This is a genomic window from Prosthecobacter gellanilyticus (genome assembly GCF_007992435.1).
In the GTDB taxonomy this organism is placed as follows: Bacteria; Verrucomicrobiota; Verrucomicrobiia; order Verrucomicrobiales; family Verrucomicrobiaceae; genus Prosthecobacter; species Prosthecobacter gellanilyticus.
Genome location: NZ_BKAG01000043.1, coordinates 49,217 through 64,017 on the forward strand (window position 1 = coordinate 49,217; position 14,801 = coordinate 64,017).

The following is a 14,801-nucleotide window of genomic DNA, read 5'->3' on the forward strand; positions in this document are numbered from 1 at the left end:
ACTCCAGGCCATAGCTTCAAAAGTTCTTCAGAGGTTCCAAAACATCCGTTTCCTCAACTTTTCAAAAAGATCAGGCAAGGCGCGTGTGGATATGCTTCAAGACTCCCGCACAGCCATCCTCCAGCAGGTCCAGCACATGCTCGAACCCCTGCGGACCGCCATAATAAGGGTCAGGGACCTCCCTGGCGTCATGCACGGTGCAGAACTCGCAGAAGTAGCGGATCTTGGCTGAATGGCGTCTGGCGGGATCGAAGGGCTGGATGTCCTGATGGTTTTGGTCATCCATGATCAAGACGAGGTCAAAGTCCGCCAAATCCTGCGGAGTCACCTGCCGGGCCAGATGGACGAGCTCGAGCCCGCGTGTGGCTGCCGCCTTGCGCATGCGAGCATCCGACTGGTTCCCCGCATGCCAGCCACCTGTGCCTGCGGAGTCGATGTGGATGCGCTCATGCAGCCCGGCTTCCCGGACCATGCGCAGCATCACCCCCTCCGCTGCCGGTGAGCGGCAGATGTTTCCCATGCAGACGAAGAGGAGGCGGAAGGTGGTCATGAGCGAGATGGGCGCAGCGATGAGGGATAAAAGATCAGGGATTATGAGAAGAGTATCTGGCCTAGCTTGAGGCCCAGTGCGGCGGCCAGGATGCCAGCGACCATGCTGCCTAGCATATTTAATAGAGCGAGCATGGGATGGTTGTTGATCCAGAGCTGGAGGGTGTCGTTCGCCAGGCTCGAAAAGGTGGTATAGCCGCCGAGCACGCCGGTGGCGGCAAAGAGCCAGGGGGCGGCGTCCCTGGCCTTCATGACAGGCACGGCCACGAGGAAGCCGATGATGAAGCTGCCGAGCAGGTTCGCGATCAGCACTCCGCGCGGAAAGGTGCCGTCCGGCCAGACCCGCTGAGCCGCCAGGATGGTCCAGTAGCGCAGCACTGAGCCGAGACCGCCACCGAGGAAAACGAGGAGGGAGAGCTTCATCGGAACGTCTTAGCTTCAAGCCGGGGCATGTGCAAATATAGAGGAAGAAGTGAGTCTTTCCTGGTTGGGGGAGCCTTCACAGCCTCCCAAGACGACATGCTGACGCCTGCCCGCTACATCATTCAGATCACTGCGCCGAGGCCTTCTTGAAGAAGCGACGCCAGGCCAGGGCAAAGCCAGTCCACACCAGAAGCATGGCCGAGAGCGTGCAAAGCACGGCGATGGTCTGGCCGAAGAAGCCAAACAACTCACCGGTATGCAGGAAGCGGGCATACATGCGGAGGCGACGGCCCAGATTGAGCTGCTCGAAGTTGTCCGGGCTGGTCTGGATCTCTTTCTTCGCGAGATCGAGGTTCAGCATTGTGCGCAGATGCGGCTGGCCTCGGCCGCCCTTATCCAGCATGATCGGGAAGGGCCCGCCCGGAGCCTGGGGCATGCGCAGGCTGATGCTGCCCCAGCCAGCATGCTGGGTCTGCACTTGAGCCAGCAGGGCGTCCAGCCCTTCCACAGCCACAGGCGGACCTGCGGGACGTTCGCCACCACGGCCTTCACCAGGAGGGCCACCCCCTTCACGGCGACGTTCACCCTCCGCAGGAGAGCCGCCACCTTCGCGGCGGCGCTCGCCTTCCGCACCTCCGGGACCACCAGGACCGCGGCGACCTTCGCCACCAGCACCGGGGCCGCCAGGGCCTGCTGCCATGGCTCCCGGGGGACCTTGGCGCGGCGGAGGCGGCTCATTCCCGGTCATTTTAAAGAGCAGGTTGTTGGCCCAGGTGTAACTCATGATCAGTCCGGTGAGGATGATCAGCAGCATGGGGAAGGAACTCCAGAAGCCAATGACGTTATGCCAGTTCCAGTCACGGGCGCGGCCCTTGAGCTTGCGATTGAAAAGCAGTGCTGCCTTCAGATTCGCCGCACGCCAGTGGCGCGGCCACCAGAGGTAGATGCCTGACACCAGCAGAAAACCAAAGAGCAGCGTGCCTGCTCCCGTGATGGCTTTGCCCACAGGACGCTCCAGCCCCGTCTGGGTGAGGAAGCGATGCCAGTCTGTGGCCGCGTGGAAGAAGTGATGCCAGCTCTCCGCGCCTGAACCCAAATTCTGACCTGTGTAGGGATTGAAGTAAAAAGTGCCTTCACGACCGATGCTGACCGTGACTGGCAAGGCAGGATCTGCCTTCACCGTCACACCGCTCGGTGAGAGATTTTCCGCGCGCGATTTCGCCACGATGGCCTCGACTCCGAGACGTGTGCTGCTGTCCGCAGGCACGGCCACACGCAGGTCACGGTTCGCCCAGTCCATGAGCTGTGTTTCATACGCGATGAGCAGGCCGCTGACGGCCATGGAGAGCACGATGACTCCCACCAGCAAACCAGCGATGAGATGAGACCAGAAGATGAGGCGATGAAACGTGAGACGCATGAAGAAGGAATGACGAAATCCGAAGGACTAATGACGAAGGAATGACGAAACTTGAATACCTGAATGATGAGTAACCGTGCCTCAGCGGCGGAGTTTCTCTCTCGTCATTCGGACTTCGACCTTCGTCATTCCGCTGGTGGCGGTCACATCTCCGCCCATTGACGGAGCAGGTTGTGATAAACACCGGTGAGCTGCACGGAGGTCTTTTCCGCCACGGGGTTGCCTTTGAGCTCGGAGCTCAGGCGCTGGATGGCGAGATCGAGATCAAACATGAGCGAGCGCTGGCCATCGTCACGCAGCATGCTTTGCAGCCAGAAGAAGGAGCAAATGCGCGCGCCGCGTGTGACGGGTGTCACGTGATGCAGACTGGTGGAAGGATAGAGCACCATGTGCCCCGGCGGCAGCTTCACGCTGTGCACGCCATAGGTGTCCTCGATGCAAAGCTCACCACCATCATACTCCTCCGGTCCGGCGAAGAAGAGCGTGGCGGAGAGATCGGTGCGGATGCGCACCGGCGTGCCTGGAATCTGGCGGATGGCATTGTCCACATGCGTGCCAAAGGACTGGCCTCCGGAGTAGCGATTGAACAGCGGCGGAAAAATTTTCAGCGGCAGCGCAGCGGACAGGAAGAGCAGGTTCTTCGAGAGGCCGCTCAGCACCATGTCACCCAGTTCCTTGGCCGCAGGACTGCCTTCCGGGATCTGCATGTTGTCCTTGGCGCGGGCAGACTGGTGACCAGCGGTCACCTTGCCATCCACCCACTCGGCGGCATCGAGGATCTGGCGTGCCTTGGCGACTTGCTCAGGCGTGAGGACATCAGGAATGGTGATCAACATGGGGGTATCAAATGGGAAGGCCGGGCAGAGGAAGCGTGGCACACGCTTCACACCTGCCCGGCAGTAGCTCAATCAGGAGATATCAGAACTTATAGCTGGCCGTCAGCATGGCAGAGCGGCCTGCGCCCGGAATGAAGTGACCACCACCCACGCGGTCGATGTACTCCTCGTCAGCGAGGTTGTAGATGTTCACACGGAGGGAGAAGTTCTTGTTCACCTCATAGCCGATCATCGCATCAAAGAGGCAGAAGCCGGGAGCTTCACGTGCAGTGCTGGCGTTCGAACTGAAGCGGGTGTCGGTGAACTGGGCTCCGAGACCCACCTGGAATCCGTGCGGAAGGTCATAGACCGTCCAGATGCTGGCGCTCTGCTTGGGCGTGTTCAGGACTTCATGACCGACTTCGAGCGGGTTGTTAGACTTCCGAACCTCGCTGTCCAAGTAGGTGTAACCACCGAAGACACGCCATTCGTCGGTGATGCTGCCGGCGAAGCCGAACTCCACACCCTGCACACGCTGCTCACCAGCAAGCACAATGGTGTCGGTGCTGTCCGCAGCGTCAAAGGTGCGGGCATTGGTCTTGTCTGTGCGGAAGACGGCAGCCGTGAGCTGCAGTTTGTCAGCCAGCAGATCCCACTTGGTGCCAAGTTCGAGGGTGCGGCTTTTCTCAGGGTCAAGACTGAGATTGTTGGCAGACTGGATCGCAGTGGACAGGGCCAGACCTTCTGCCGAGGGATTGAAGGAAGTGCCGTAGCCAAAGTAAATGCTGCCATTCTCCACAGGCTTGTAAACCAAGCCTGCACGCCAGCTGACCATCTCATCGACACGGCCAAGATGGGTGTGCGCCCCTTCCGTGAAGTTTGGAGCCTTGCCCACGGTAGCCACAGATTTGTAATTCACGTCGAAACGGTCGTAGCGCAGACCGCCCGTGACCTGCCAGTGATCGCCCAAGCTGATGGTGTCAAACAGATAAGCTGCCAGAGAAAGCGCGTCGGTGTCGGTGTAGGCCTTGTTTCGGATGATGCTACCGTTGAAGGGAGCATTGGGATTGGGATTGTTGATCGTGGTGCCGTCCACAGGCCCCGTGCCAGGATCAGGGTTACGGGCACGGCCGAAGTTTTTCGAAGTCTCGTAGATCACCTCACCGCCCAGCACCAGATCATGCTTCAAAAGGCCGGTGTTAAACTTTCCGATAACGTTGATCTGTTCCGCCAGGATGCTGTCCTTCTGGTCACGGGACTGGATCTGACGGGTGATCCTGCCGTCATAACTGGCAGCGGCGTTGCCAGCAATGGAGTCGAAAAAGCGTGGTGCCGTGATCACCGAGTCACGCACGCTCTGGCCTGCCCGCACCGTGTTCGTCAGCTTCCACTTGTCATTAAACTCATGCTCAAACTGGATGGTGGCGATGTCTGTGCGAGTGATCTCATAATCACGGTCCTTCAGACCATAGAAGTTACTGTACGGCACATGGGGGTCATCATTCGCATGCTCGCCCACACCGTTCAGGAAAGTGGTGGTAGCAGCGTTCGGCGGAACCCATGGAATGCCATAGTCTGGCAGTGAGTCTGACTCGAGGTGAAAGTAGCTGATCGTCAGCCGGGTGTCCGTGCCAAGACCGAAGGCCAGGGAGGCGGCAATGCCTTTGCGCTCTTCCTCCACTTCGTCACGACCGGATGTGGATGAAGTGTGATAAAGACCGTTCACCCGCAGTGCCATGTGATCACCGATCGGCTGGTTGATGTCCACGGTGCTGCGGAAGTAGTCGTTGGTGCCGACGCCGACATCACCTGCGTAGCTTTCTTCCAGGGTGGGGGTCTTGGAGACCATGTTCACCGAACCGCCGGTGGAACCACGGCCTGCATTTGAGGAGGACGGGCCTTTGGAGACTTCCACCTGCTCCATGTTGAAGGGATCGCGCGTGAAACCGCCGAAGTCGCGCACGCCGTCCACAAACATGTCTGTGCGGGCATTGAAGCCGCGGATGCTCATGTTATCACCGGCGGGGACGCCGCCTTCACCGGCCTGCATGGTCACGCCGGGCACGTTGCGCAGCACGTCACGCAGGCTGGTGGCACCGCGCTCCTGCATCACGGATTTTGGCACCACGGTGATGGTCTGCGGGATGTCACGCAGCGGCTGGGTGTACTTCGGCGTCTGAACGCGGTCAGGCTTGTAAACTTTGTCCTGAGTTCCCTCGACCACGATCTCGGCGATCTCCGTGGCATCTTCCGCCTTCTGGTCCGCTGGCTTCACTGGAGCGGCTGTCTGGGCGGACACGCTGCCTGCGGCCACGAGCAGGGAGGTGAAAAGGAGACCTTCAGAAGAGGAACTGGGGAGGCGGAGAGAGGAAGCAGGCTGCGCTTTTTTCATTTCGTCGGGTAGGAAAGGGAGAGTGATGAGTCGTTCACTAAATTGAGAATCAGTAGCAAATAACCTTCCTGCGATTAGGTCTCATAAGCAGCAATGTCAACCTAACGGTGACTCTTTTTTCATTTCTCGGCGTGTCGGGCTTCTGACCACCCTCCTTTGCTAAACATCGGGGCCATGAGGCACATGGTCCCCCATAGACGTCCCCCTCCGAAAGAGCGTGAGCTTCGATCAAGCATGTCTCCGCAGTCATTGACGCCCCAGACACGCTGTCGTAAGCGTTACCCTCGGCGGCATGTCAGGCGTATGTAGTTCATCACATCAGGCGCACACCGCCTGAAATTTTCTCTCTCCAATCATGAAGTGCGACGTCTGCGAAAGTGAGGCTACGGTGTTCCTGACCCAAATCATCAACGGGCAGATGACCACAGTGAACCTGTGCGATGCGTGCTCCAAGGCCAAGGGCGTGACCGATGAGGCCGGTTTTGGCCTGGCCGAGGCCTTCCTCAGCACGAATGCCCCGGAAAGCCATGCTGCCGAGGTGGTCTGTGGCGCCTGCGGCTTCACGGCCTCCCAGCTCAAGAAGATCGGCCGCATGGGCTGCCCGGAGTGCTACACCGCCTTCCGTGATGGCCTGGACAACCTGCTGCGCGCCATGCACAAGGGCACCCGCCATGAGGGCAAGATCCCTGGGCGCGCTCCGGCGGCCTCCGCCGTTTCCGTCTCCGAGACCGAAGAAGCGCCCGCGCCGGCCAAACCAAAAGCGCCGAAAAAGGCCCCTTCGACTCCCAGCGTGGCCAAGCTGCGGGAGCAGCTGGACGCTGCGGTGCGCGATGAGCGCTATGAGGATGCCGCCGCCATCAAAAAAGAGATCGACCGCCTTTCGGCGACCAGTTGATCTGATCCCCTGCCCTGCCGCACTCGTATCGTTTCCCGGACCTCGTTCCTCCCTGCTACATGCAATTCAAGACTTTGATCAACCACCCTGCGGACTGGATGCAGGGCAGCGGTCCACACTCAGATGTCGTCATGACCTCCCGCGTGCGGCTCGCCCGCAACCTGCGCGGCTTCCCCTTTCCCGGTTACAGCCAGGAGTATCAGCGTCTGGAGCTGCTGAACCTGGCCCGCCCCGTGGTGGAAGACCTGCCGGAGATGAAGGAGCGCTACAGCGAGGACTACGCGACGATCAGCAAGATCAAGAAGCAGGTGCTGGTGGAGCGCCACCTCATCAGCCGTGAGCACGCCGCGCGCTCGGCCGGGTGTGCCGTGGTGGTGGATAAGAGCCAGAACATCTCCATCATGATCAATGAGGAGGACCACTTCCGCATCCAGGGCATCCGCCCCGGGCTGAACCTGCGCAGTGCCTGGGATCTCGTGGATCACATCGATACCGAGATGGAGGCAAGCCTGCCGTATGCCTATGACAAGGAGCTCGGCTATCTCACCGCCTGCCCCACGAATGTGGGCACCGGCATGCGTGCCAGCGTGATGCTGCACCTCCCTGCCCTGGCGCTGACGGAGCAGATCAATCCCGTGATCAAGGCAGTGGGCAAGATCGGCCTCGCCGTGCGCGGTCTCTATGGTGAAGGCACGGAAGCGCTCGGAAACCTCTTCCAGATCTCCAACCAGCACACGCTGGGCGAGAAGGAAGGCGAGATCATCACCTCCATTGAGCGTGTCATCGAGCGTGTGGTGACCTCCGAGATCAATGCCCGCCAGAAGCTGATCGAGGAAAACTCCATCATGCTGAAGGACTAGGTGGGGCGTGCCTACGCCATCCTGGCTCATGCGCATATTCTGACTTCCAAGGAAGCGCTGAACCTCCTCTCCATGCTCCGCCTCGGCGCAGACATGGACATCATCCAAAACTGCGACCGCAGCCTGCTGGACATCCTTCTGCTGGAAATCCAGCCGGCCCATCTCCAGCTCCGTGCCGGCACCGAACTGACCCCCGTGGAGCGTGATGTCCGCCGCGCCGAGATCACCCGTTCCAAGCTGCAAACCATGTGCGGCCCTGCCCATTCACCGTGTGATTCACCTCCCGAACCGCCCCCACCAGAAGCGGGCACCGAAGGAGCCTGAGCCAAGGATTAACCGCTGATCAGACGCTCATCTAACGCTAATGAGTGCCTTGGATATTAGCGTCCTATCAGCGTCTCATTAGCGGTTAAAAAGACTGCTTCCCTCCGCACCTGGATGCGTGTTTCGGCTCAGCCCTAACCTTTGCAGTGGCAAACTAGTCGCATCCGGCTATGGACTCGGCCCCTCGATCCGAGGGATCACATCGCCATGCAACCTACGCCCGCCGCCCCAGAACCTACCGAGTCCGAACTTCTGCAAGTCCGCCGTCACAAGCTGGAAGAGCTGCAGAAACGTGGCGTCGCAGCCTTTGGCGGCAAGTTTGAGGTGACCCAGGATCCCGGCACGCTGAAGCGCACGTTCAAGGAAGGCCTCGTCGCCGAAGGCGCGGAAGTCCGCGTCGCGGGCCGCATCCTTTCCCGTCGTGTGATGGGCAAGGCCACCTTCTTCGACCTCGGAGACATCACGGGTCGCATCCAGTGCTACCTCAGCAAAAGCGATGTCGGCGATGAAGCCTACGCGCTTTTCAATGACCTCCTCGACATCGGTGACTTCGCTGGTGTGGTGGGCCTGACCTTCATCACGAAGAAGGGCGAGCACTCCATCCATGTGAAGGAGCTCACCCCGCTCTCCAAGGCCCTGCGCCCGCTGCCAGACAAGTGGCACGGCATCGCAGACAAGGAGATCAAGTATCGCCAGCGCTACCTGGACCTCATCTCCAATGACCGCAGCCGCGAGGTCTTCGTGACCCGCAGCAAGATGGTCGCTGAGATCCGCGCCTATCTGCATGGTCGCGACTTCCTGGAAGTCGAGACCCCGATGATGCAGGACGTCCCTGGGGGTGCTGCCGCGCGTCCGTTTGAGACCCACTTCAATGCGCTGGACCAGAAGATGTACCTGCGCATCGCCCCGGAGCTCTACTTGAAGCGCCTGCTCGTCGGCGGCTTCAACCGCGTGTTCGAGCTCAACCGCAACTTCCGCAATGAAGGTGTCTCCCGCCGTCACAACCCCGAGTTCACCATGCTCGAGGCTTACTGGGCCTATGCCGACTTCGAGCAGATGGCCGACCTCGTGGAAGGCATGATCTGCCACCTCGCGGAGAAGTTCTGCGGCGGTCTCGTCATCGAGCACAAGGATGAAGAAGGCGCTGTCACCAAAACCATCGACCTCACCCGCCCCTGGAAGCGTGCTTCGTATCGCGAGCTCGTCAAAGGCGCTGCTGGTGAAGACTGGTTCAGCCTGAGCAAGGAAGACAAGGTCACCCGTGCACAGAGCCTCGGCGTGCATGAAATCCATGCTGGCGACGAGCATCATGAGCTCGACCAGAAAGCCTTTGAGAAGCTCGTCGAAGAGAAGAGCTTCAACCCTACCTTCGTCACCCATGTGCCGAAAGAACTCGTGCCGCTCGCCAAGCAGAACACCGCCGATGACAGCGTGGTCGACGTGTATGAGCTCATCATCAACGGCCAGGAAATCAGCCCCGGTTATTCCGAGCTGAACGACCCGATCGTCCAGCGCGAACGTCTGGAGCATCAGGCCGGTGAAGAGACGCAGAAGATCGACGAAGAGTTCATCCTCGCCCTCGAGCACGGCATGCCACCCGCCGGTGGCATCGGCATCGGCATCGACCGCCTCATCATGATGCTCACTGGTGCTGAAAGCATCCGTGACGTCGTGCTCTTCCCGCAGTTGAAGCGCAAGGAGGCGTGACCCGCGAGGTCACGTGATGATGTCATTCACCACTCTGCCAAACACGTCCGTGAGCCGGAAGTCGCGTCCGGCGTAGCGATACGTCAGCTGCTCATGATCCAGCCCGAGCTGGTGCAGAATGGTGGCGTGCAGGTCATGGACGTGAACGGGGTTCTCGACCGCGTTCATGCCCAGCTCATCCGAGGTGCCATAGGCAAGGCCGCCGCGAATGCCACCACCGGCCAGCAGCGTGCTGAAGGCGGTGTGGTGATGATCGCGACCACGCTTCATGGGGTCCGTCTTCTTGTTCTTGTCCTGATTTTCCTGGGAGTATGGCGTGCGGCCAAACTCACCGGTCCAGACGACGAGCGTGTCCTCCAGCAGACCGCGTTGCTTGAGATCGCTGATCAGCGCGGCTGAGGCCTGGTCGCTGTCAGCACACAGTTCCGGATGGCGTTTGTAGTGGTCGCTATGAGTGTCCCAGGGCTGGTTGTTGCTGCTGGTGTAATAGACACTGATGAAGCGCACGCCTGACTCCGCCAGACGCCGCGCGAGCAGGCAGGAACGACCAAACGGTGTGTCGCCATACATCTCGCGCATCTTCACAGGCTCACGACTGATGTCGAAGGCATCACTGGCGGCGCTTTGCATGCGATAGGCCGTTTCCATGGCCTTGATCTGGCCCTCAAGCGCAGAGTCATGGTCACGCTTCGCGACATGCAGTTGGTTAAGCCGCTGGATCAGGTCCACCTGACGGCGCTGCGTGCGCGCGGAAAGCACGGGATTGCGCACGTTCGCGACGAGCTTGTCCACGCTCATGTCCGAGGTGATGACGCCTGTGGCCTGAAACTCGGCGGGCAGGAACGAGCTGCTCCACAAGGCCGGCCCCACCACAATGTTCGGCGTGGGCCGCAGCACGACAAAGCCGGGCAGGTTTTCATTCTCACTGCCCAGCCCGTAAAGCACCCAGGAGCCGAGCGATGGCCGGATCGGCTGGATGTTGCCGGTGTTCATCATGAGCAGGGCAGGCTCGTGATTGGGCACGTTCGTGTGCATGGAACGGATGACGCAGCAATCATCAATGATGCTGCCCAACCGCGGCAGGCTCTCGCTCACCTCGATCCCGCTCTGGCCGCGCTTTTCAAAGCGCAACGGTGAGGACATGAACCCGCTCGTCTTCGGCGCCTTGTAGAGCTTTCCAGAAGGCTGCTGCCCCTCATATTTCTTCAGCGCTGGCTTCGGATCAAAAGTGTCGATGTGCGACGGCGCACCGTTCATGAACAGAAAGATCACCCGTTTTGCCTTCGGCGTGATCTGCTGCTTCGGTGCCGCACCGAGCATGCCCGCCAGCCCGATCGCGCCAAAGCCTGCCGAAAGATGCTGAAGAGCATCGCGGCGAGACATGCTGGAGGTTGATTCAGTCCACATAAATCATCTCATTTGTGGCCAGCAGAGCCTGGGCAAACTGTTCCCAGGCGGTGAGGCTGGATTCGGCGGGTTCTTGAAGAAACTCTGTGGCGATGGCGAGCTCTTCGGGCTGCGGTTCGCGGGCGAAGAGAAGTTCATAGGCGAAGCGGATGCGGGCCGGATCATCGCTGGCGCTTTGCTGGAGACGGTGGGCGAGCTTCTTCGACTGCTCGATCATGAAGACGCTGTTCATCACGAAGAGCTTTTGCGTCGGTGTGCTGCTCTCCGAACGGCGGGCGGCGTGGACATTCGCATCCGGGTAGTCGAAGAGCATGAGCGTCTTGTTCAGCTCCTTGCGGCTGACCTGGGAGTAAAGCGTGCGCTTGTGATGCGCGGGACTGTCCAGGCTCAGCGAGGGACCGCCTTCGAGAGTCAGTGTGCCCGCGATGGAGAGGATGGCATCACGCCAGGGCTCGATGCCCAGACGACGGCGGTTCATGCGCCAGAAGCTGGCGTTCGCTTCATCCAGCTGCGCATTCGCGGCACTGCCGCTGCAGCTCTGCCGATACGTGGCGGAGAGCACGAGTTCACGAACGAGACGCTTCACGGACCAGCCATCGCGCATGAAACGGATGGCCAGATCATCCAGCAGCTCGGGATGCGTGGGCTTGTCGCCCATGGAGCCGAAGTTACTGCTGGTATGGGCCAGCGGCCTGCCAAAAAGCATGTCCCAGATGCGGTTCACCATCACGCGGGCGGTGAGCGGATTGCTGGCATCAGCGATGCGTCTCGCGAGTTCCGCGCGGCCACTGCCCTGCTGGAACTTCACAGGATCACCTGGACTGAGGACTTGCAGCCAGCCGCGTGGAGCGGTGCCACCGGGTGACTCGACATCCCCGCGCTCGTAGATCGGCAGGTCGCGAGGATTCTCATCACGCACGATGTGGAGGGTGCCGGGGTCCATCTTGTCGGCGTTGGTCTTGTCCTCCTCATCCTTGCCATCCGGGCGCAGGCTCACCTTCTTCATCGAAGCGAAGATGCCTGCCATCGCATAATAATCACGCGAGGTGATGGGGTCGAACTTATGGTCATGGCAGCGGGCACACGCCACGGTGAGACCGAGGAAGGTCTGTGAAACAGTGTCCACCTGCTCCGCCCACTCCTCGGCCTGTACATCCAGACGACCCCGCGAATACAGCTTGTGTCCGAGACCAAGAAAGCCAAGCGCGGGAAGGTCCTCCTTGTTTTGCGGCTCGATCAAATCCACGGCGAGCTGCTTCTGGATGAACGCATCATACGGAAGGTCCGCATTAAAGGCGGCGACCACCCAGTCGCGATAGCGCCACGCATTCGGGAGATTGAGCGAGGTATTGTTGCCGACCTGATGCGCCTGATCCTCCCCATAGCGCGCCAGATTCAGCCACTGCGACGCCATCTTTTCACCAAAGGCACGACGTCCGAGCAAGTCATCCACGAGCCGCTCATAGGCACCAGGACGTGAGTCCGCCAAAAAGGCGCGAATCTCCTCCGGAGAGGGCGGAAGGCCCGTCAGGTCAAAAAACACCCGCCGCAGCAGGGTGCGCACCTCAGCCTCTGGCGATGGCGTGAGACCGCCTTTTTCAATGCGGCTGAGAATGAAGTGATCCACGCGCTCTCGCGGCCATGACCTGTCCTTCACCTGGGGCAGCGGCTGTGCCTTCGGCGGCACAAAGGACCAGTGCTGGCGGGCCTTGACCCAATCAATCGCCACAGGCTCGGCGGCAGGCAAAATCATCGCCAGACCACTGCAAAGCAGGATCAGAGGGATGGCAGCGCGGCTAGGCATTCGGAGAGAACGCCATTCGACCGCTGGTTTTTCGATCTCCCGACATACATCGTGTCTTGAGGCGAACAGTTCCCGCCTGAAGAGGTGACAAGAGCGCGGTTCTCCGCTCTCATCACGCCTTCATGCCCTGGACACCACCGAGCACCGCCTATCAGCCGGCCATTGATGGCCTGCGTGCGGTGGCTGTGCTGATGGTGGTGCTGTTTCATGCAGGCTTGGGCTTCAGTGGAGGCTTCGTGGGGGTGGATGTTTTCTTCGTCATCTCCGGCTGCCTGATCACACGACTGATTCTGCGCGATCTTGCCCAGGGCACCTTCAGCCTCGCGGCCTTTTGGGAGCGACGTGCACGGCGCATCATGCCGGCGCTTGTCGTGACGGTGATGATCTGCCTGCTCGCCGGAGCCTGGCTCTATCTGCCCACCGACTTCATGGCGCTGGGACGAGCCGCGCTTGCCCAGGCCCTGCTAGTTTCGAACATCCACTTCTACCGCGAGATCGACTACTTCGACACGGCCTCGGAGGTCAATCCCCTGCTGCACACCTGGTCGCTCGCTGTGGAGGAGCAGTTTTACCTGCTCTTCCCCTTCCTGCTGCTGATGCTGCGCAAAATATCCAAGCAACCTTGGTTAGTCCTCATCACGCTCTCGGCTCTGCTCTCGCTGGCCGTGAGTCATTTCCTCGGCATGCCGAGACCGTCTGCAAACTTCTACCTTCTTCCCACACGTGCCTGGGAGTTGTTGCTCGGTGCTCTCGTGGCAGTGGCACCATCATCACTGCCGCGCCGGGCATCGGCCGAGATCGCAGGCTGGCTCGGCCTGCTCGCCATCATTGCCAGCGGCCTGCTCTACACACGCGCCACACCTTTTCCCGGCCTCGCCGCCCTGCCACCCTGCCTCGGTGCTGCCATGATGATCTGGGCACAGTCGAATGCCGCCAGCACTCCTGCGAGGATCCTCTCGTCCCGCCCCTTCGTCTGGATCGGCCTCATCTCCTACTCCCTCTATCTCTGGCACTGGCCTTTGCTCGCCTTCAGCGGCTACTGGCGCGCGGAGCCGATGAGCGCTGGCATGAGATGGCTCATCGTAGTCATCAGCATCGTGGTGGCCGCAGTCTCCTGGCGCTGGGTTGAGCAGCCTTTCCGACATAGAACCCTCTGCGCAAGCCGTCGACGGATCTTTGCCTTCGCAGCCCTTTCGCTCCTCATCACCGGCATCAGCGGATTCATCGTTCAGCGCCTGCAAGGCCTGCCCGCTCGCATCTCTCCAGAAGTGCTGCGTTATGCCAAAGGCTCCACCGATGCGGCCTTCCGCACTGAACTGCGCCTCTCTCAAGCCCAGGCCGGAGACCTGCCTTCCCTCGGCATCAAGGACACATCCAAACCCATCGACCTCCTCCTCTGGGGAGACAGCCACGCCATGGCCGTCGCTCCCGTGATCGACCTTCTATGCCGCGAGCATGGCTGGCGAGCAGCGCAGGCCACACGGTCCGCATTGCTTCCTTTGTTAGGCGAGGCACTGCCATCAGACGCCAGCTCCGTTTCGCAGAACGAGGCCATCCTGAACCGCATCCGCACCCTGCGCATCCCCCGTGTGCTCCTGGTCGGACGTTGGGACATCCACTTGGGAAAACCGGGTGCGATGGAGTCCTTGCGCCAGCATCTCCATGACACGCTGCGCGACCTTCAACAAAGCGGCACCCAGGTTTGGATCATGCGCCAAGTTCCACGCCCCGGCTGGAATGTGCCTCGCGGCCTCGCTGCTGCGGTGCGCTGGGGCACTCAAGATCCTCAAGAGATGTCTATCCCTCTGACCCAGCATCAAAAAGACTTCCAGCGCCAGGAGCCACTCTTCGCCGACCTCGACAAGCTTTTCCCCAACCTCCAGGTGCTGGATCCCACGCCTCTCTTCCTCAACGAATCCAAGACCGCCTGCCTCACCAGCAAAGACGGCCTTTCCTGGTATAGCGACGACGATCACCTGAGCATCACCGGCTCAATGCAGATGAAGACGTTGTTTGAATCTTTGTTCGGCAAGAAGTGATCGATGATGCCGAAGTCGCGAAGCGTCCTGGAGTGCGCCGGTCCTCCGGCGCTCTTGAAGGCCTAACAAGATGCTTCGCACAGGCTGGATGCGAAGGTTGATTGAGGATGTTACGCCTTGTGAAAGTTGCGGATCACACGCTTCGTCGGAAAGCGCCGGAGGGCCC

At 60.4% G+C, this 14,801-nt stretch carries 12 protein-coding genes; 5 read left to right on the forward strand and 7 right to left on the reverse strand.

Annotation, left to right across the window (positions count from 1 at the left end; all coding sequences use genetic code 11):
- Nucleotides 1-70 precede the first annotated feature (70 nt).
- The 5 genes from BGE01nite_RS22220 to BGE01nite_RS22240 form a co-directional block, all read right to left on the reverse strand.
- Nucleotides 71-550, reverse strand: a complete 480-nt coding sequence (locus BGE01nite_RS22220; RefSeq protein WP_146853824.1) for a low molecular weight protein-tyrosine-phosphatase — start codon at nucleotides 548-550, stop codon at nucleotides 71-73.
- Between the two features lie 41 nt (nucleotides 551-591).
- Nucleotides 592-972, reverse strand: coding sequence for a fluoride efflux transporter CrcB (gene crcB, locus BGE01nite_RS22225; protein ID WP_146853826.1), 381 nt, complete (start codon nucleotides 970-972; stop codon nucleotides 592-594).
- A 127-nt stretch (nucleotides 973-1,099) separates the two neighbouring features.
- Nucleotides 1,100-2,392: a PepSY-associated TM helix domain-containing protein gene (locus BGE01nite_RS22230; RefSeq protein ID WP_146853828.1), complete on the reverse strand. Its 1,293-nt coding sequence runs from the start codon at nucleotides 2,390-2,392 to the stop codon at nucleotides 1,100-1,102.
- 143 nt (nucleotides 2,393-2,535) lie between these two features.
- Complete coding sequence (locus BGE01nite_RS22235; RefSeq protein ID WP_146853830.1) at nucleotides 2,536-3,228, reverse strand: Fe2+-dependent dioxygenase; 693 nt, start codon at nucleotides 3,226-3,228, stop codon at nucleotides 2,536-2,538.
- Between the two features lie 82 nt (nucleotides 3,229-3,310).
- Nucleotides 3,311-5,599, reverse strand: coding sequence for a TonB-dependent receptor (locus BGE01nite_RS22240; RefSeq protein WP_146853832.1), 2,289 nt, complete (start codon nucleotides 5,597-5,599; stop codon nucleotides 3,311-3,313).
- A gap of 388 nt (nucleotides 5,600-5,987) precedes the next feature.
- On the opposite strand from BGE01nite_RS22240, the gene BGE01nite_RS22245 reads away from it, so the two are divergent.
- The 4 genes from BGE01nite_RS22245 (at nucleotide 5,988) to lysS (ending at nucleotide 9,385) form a co-directional block, all read left to right on the forward strand.
- Nucleotides 5,988-6,494: a UvrB/UvrC motif-containing protein gene (locus BGE01nite_RS22245; protein ID WP_170266977.1), complete on the forward strand. Its 507-nt coding sequence runs from the start codon at nucleotides 5,988-5,990 to the stop codon at nucleotides 6,492-6,494.
- A 59-nt stretch (nucleotides 6,495-6,553) separates the two neighbouring features.
- Nucleotides 6,554-7,354 (forward strand): ATP--guanido phosphotransferase, encoded by an 801-nt coding sequence (locus BGE01nite_RS22250; RefSeq protein ID WP_246145778.1) that lies wholly within the window; start codon nucleotides 6,554-6,556, stop codon nucleotides 7,352-7,354.
- A complete protein-coding gene (locus BGE01nite_RS29610; RefSeq protein WP_246145779.1) occupies nucleotides 7,355-7,678 on the forward strand; it encodes a hypothetical protein in 324 nt (107 codons plus the stop codon).
- A 207-nt stretch (nucleotides 7,679-7,885) separates the two neighbouring features.
- Nucleotides 7,886-9,385 (forward strand): lysine--tRNA ligase, encoded by a 1,500-nt coding sequence (gene lysS / locus BGE01nite_RS22255; protein ID WP_146853836.1) that lies wholly within the window; start codon nucleotides 7,886-7,888, stop codon nucleotides 9,383-9,385.
- 9 nt (nucleotides 9,386-9,394) lie between these two features.
- Here the strand turns inward: lysS and BGE01nite_RS22260 are convergent, their stop codons facing one another.
- Nucleotides 9,395-10,768 carry a DUF1501 domain-containing protein gene (locus BGE01nite_RS22260; RefSeq protein ID WP_246145780.1) on the reverse strand — a complete coding sequence of 458 codons (1,374 nt, stop codon included), beginning with the start codon at nucleotides 10,766-10,768 and terminating at the stop codon, nucleotides 9,395-9,397.
- A gap of 13 nt (nucleotides 10,769-10,781) precedes the next feature.
- Entirely contained in the window at nucleotides 10,782-12,596 is a 1,815-nt protein-coding gene (locus BGE01nite_RS22265) for a DUF1549 and DUF1553 domain-containing protein (protein WP_146853840.1), read from the reverse strand.
- Between the two features lie 122 nt (nucleotides 12,597-12,718).
- Between BGE01nite_RS22265 and BGE01nite_RS22270 the strand changes: the two genes are divergently transcribed.
- Nucleotides 12,719-14,635 (forward strand): acyltransferase family protein, encoded by a 1,917-nt coding sequence (locus tag BGE01nite_RS22270; RefSeq protein WP_146853842.1) that lies wholly within the window; start codon nucleotides 12,719-12,721, stop codon nucleotides 14,633-14,635.
- Nucleotides 14,636-14,801: the final 166 nt, after the last annotated feature.